Annotated in this window: 3 protein-coding genes and 1 pseudogene; 3 read left to right on the top strand and 1 reads right to left on the bottom strand. The window is 33.3% G+C overall.

Annotated features, from left to right (window positions below; all coding sequences use genetic code 11):
- The 3 genes from WC622_RS16710 to WC622_RS16700 form a co-directional block, all read left to right on the top strand.
- Positions 1 to 916: GNAT family N-acyltransferase (locus tag WC622_RS16710; RefSeq protein WP_372820827.1), on the top strand; the 916-nt coding region annotated here is incomplete at its 5' end.
- A 255-nt stretch (positions 917 to 1171) separates the two neighbouring features.
- Positions 1172 to 2383 carry a hypothetical protein gene (locus tag WC622_RS16705; RefSeq protein WP_372820826.1) on the top strand — a complete coding sequence of 404 codons (1212 nt, stop codon included), beginning with the start codon at positions 1172 to 1174 and terminating at the stop codon, positions 2381 to 2383.
- 104 nt (positions 2384 to 2487) lie between these two features.
- A complete protein-coding gene (locus tag WC622_RS16700) occupies positions 2488 to 2751 on the top strand; it encodes a hypothetical protein (protein ID WP_372820825.1) in 264 nt (87 codons plus the stop codon).
- A gap of 59 nt (positions 2752 to 2810) precedes the next feature.
- On the opposite strand, the pseudogene WC622_RS16695 reads toward WC622_RS16700, so the two are convergent.
- Positions 2811 to 3110: pseudogene (locus WC622_RS16695) on the bottom strand (hypothetical protein); the annotation flags it as partial.

The raw sequence follows: 3110 nt of genomic DNA, 5'->3' as shown, positions 1-3110 counted from the left end.
CATTAATCTATTTAAAAGGAAGAAGAAACCAGAACAGGTTGTTCCAGAAACCGACCGTAATCTTATTGTGAAAGAAGTTTCACAGCTGGAAGATTTTAAAGTTTGGGAGGAAAAGAACTATGAGGTTTACATTACTCCAACAGCAAGTATCCCACATATTTTAAGAGAGATCGGAAGATTACGTGAAATTACTTTCAGAGAGGTTGGTGAAGGAACGAATAAGAAAATTGACTTAGACAACTACGATATTTATTACAATCACCTATTTATTTGGGACAAAGACCTGCAAAACATAGTGGGTGCTTATAGGATTGGAAAGGGCGATGAAATTTTAGATACAATGGGTAGAAGAGGCTTCTATCTTTCTGAACTATTTAAAATCAAAGAACCATTTTATCCAGTATTGAGACAAGGGATTGAATTGGGCAGATCATGGATTAGAAAAGAATATCAGCTTAAGCCACTCCCTTTATTCTTGCTATGGAAAGGGATTTTAAAATACCTGGTAGACAACCCTAAGTATCGGTATATGTTCGGACCGGTAAGCATTAGTAATAATTTTTCCACTTTCTCTAAATCTTTGATTGTAGATTATATTACCAAAAACCATTTTGATTATGAGCTGGCAAGTTATGTAAAGCCAAAGAATAAATTCAAAGCGGATTTATCTCCCATCGATACTGATTTGTTAGTAGAGAGTAGCGGGACTTTAAAAGATTTAGACGGATTAATCGGGGATATTGAAAATTCACACATCAAGATTCCCGTACTATTGCGTCAGTATTTGAACTTGAATGCGAAGATCATCTGCTTTAACATAGATCCTAAATTTTCTGATTGTTTAGATGGCTTCTTGGTAGTTGATTTACAGAAAATTCCTGCAGAAATGTTGGAGAAGGTTGGGAAGAATTTTTAAGACTTACGAAGTTTTAAGACTTCGTAAGTCTTAAAACTTCGTAAGTCTTAAAAAAGTGAAACCCCGGTAACCAGCCGGGGTTTCTTGTTATCAACTAACCTAAACTTATTGTCAAATATTAACTACTTATTTAACATTACAAAGGTAAGAGGGTGATGTTAACGCTATGTTAAATGCCGATTACTTTAATGAAAAACTTAATATGACTTCTATGTTAATTTTGTTTACATTTAATGTTAGTTAAATATTAATGCCATGAACGCATTATTTAAATATTTTTTTTTCACATCTTTTGCAATAGCGATCCTTATATTTTCTTTTAGTGAGGTTAAAGCGCAACGCTACGCTTTTGATTTTTATGAAAGCACCTTTAATTTCTCGGCTGATGAAACTTTGAATATTAATTTTGACGGGGATTTAAGCCAGTTATCTGTTCATTCATTTTATAAAAAAATTAATGAAAGTAATTACCAAAACCTGATAAGCACACTTCTAAACTATAAAGAAAAATATAAGTTAAATGATTGGTTATATTATCAATTGATTAGGAAAACGGCACAACAGCTTAGCCCAAAGGCTGCCAACTACAATCGCTACACTTTATATAAATGGTTTTTAATGTGTAAATCGGGCTTTGATGCAAAAATTGCGATTGGTAATGATCAGCTCGTTTTTTATATCAAGAATGAAGAGGACATCTCAGATATTCCATTTTTTATGATTGATGATAAAAAATACATGTGTTTGAATTACCATGACTATGGGAAGTTGTTTCAAAAGGAAGCTACCTACATACCGGTAAACATAGCTGTGGCGGAGGCAAAGAATGCTTTTAGTTATAAAGTAACTGGGATGCCAAATTTTAAGCCGGAGAATTATCATGAAAAACAAATAGCCTTTAATTATAAACACAAGGTCTATCACTTTAATGTGAAAGTAACGAATGAGGTTTCCACTATTTTCGCGAATTACCCGATAGTAGATTTTGCTAGCTATTTTAATATTCCTCTTAGTAGAGAAACGTATCAATCGCTTATCCCAACGCTTAAAGAAAATCTAAAAAAGATGAGTGCTAAAAAAGGAGTTGATTATTTAATGCGTTTTACCAGGTATGCTTTCCTATACGAAGATGATGAAAAATCTAACGGCAAAGAAAAACGTTTTTCTCCAGAGCAAACTTTATTAAATGATCTAAGTGATTGCGATGATAGAGCCGCTTTATTCTTTTATTTGGTCAAAGAGATTTATAACCTCCCTATGATTGCTTTGCTCTACCCTACTCATATTACGATGGCAGTACAATTCGACAAACCAGTTGGTGATGTAGTGCTATATAATGGTAATTCTTATTCGGTTTGCGAACCTACTCCGCAAAAACAAGACTTAAAGATTGGTCAACTTTCTGCTCAGCTAAAAAATGTTCCTTATCAAATTGTCTACGCATATTCGCCAGTCGCGATTAAATAGTTCAAGTTGCAATTTATGTTAACGCTGGGAAAGTGCTTAACATAATGATAATATAAATAAATTTCTGTCTACCCTATCTTTGACTTTATTATAAAATCCCAGTTATGAAGAAAGAAAAAGTAAAATCAGCAAGCAAAAAAGCAAAGAAAGAGTTGGTGGATAAATTAATAGTGGCCTTTACAGCAATTGTTGCAGATCAGGGCACAGCAAAAAAAACTAAAGTAATTATTGAGAAATTTGCAAAACAGTTAAGTAAAAAAATTGAATTGAAAAGTAATGTAGAGGTGATTGCTGAAGTACCTGTTCCAATAGAAGAGAAAGCTACTAAGGTAAAGGTGGCGAAAAAAGTTAAAGAGACAGCTGTATAATTAAAAAAGGGAGAGCATGATATTGATGCTCTCCCTTTTTTATTATAATACATTTAGTTTTATTTATAACTAACATTTTGTGGATCCCAAACAACCCAGCCAGTTGTCCAGTCAGTGGTACCCATTGCACCTACAAATGTTGCCTTTTCTAAGCTCGAAAGACTACCATCGAATTTAGGAGTAACCGAAGTACTTTCAGCTAACTTTAAATTAGGTGCATTTACATTGAAAGTTAGTGAAGCCAATAAGGTATTTGTTTTTGTTTTTGCAAAATCAACAATTGCTGCTGCATCTGCAAATACATTCGCTTCATAGACTTTTGATGAAGCAGAGCCAGAAACCAAAAGGTTATTTTGAAT

It is taken from the genome of Pedobacter sp. (genome assembly GCF_041662865.1).
Classification (GTDB): domain Bacteria; phylum Bacteroidota; class Bacteroidia; order Sphingobacteriales; family Sphingobacteriaceae; genus Pedobacter.
The sequence above is the reverse complement of the archived record's forward strand: the minus strand, read 5'-3'. Positions and strand labels throughout refer to the sequence as shown.

Bases quoted from the DNA above. Each gene is read 5' to 3' on its own strand.
- WC622_RS16705 (WP_372820826.1), top strand. From the start codon at position 1,172: ATGAACGCATTATTTAAATATTTTTTTTTCACATCTTTTGCAATAGCG.
- WC622_RS16700 (WP_372820825.1), top strand. From the start codon at position 2,488: ATGAAGAAAGAAAAAGTAAAATCAGCAAGCAAAAAAGCAAAGAAAGAG.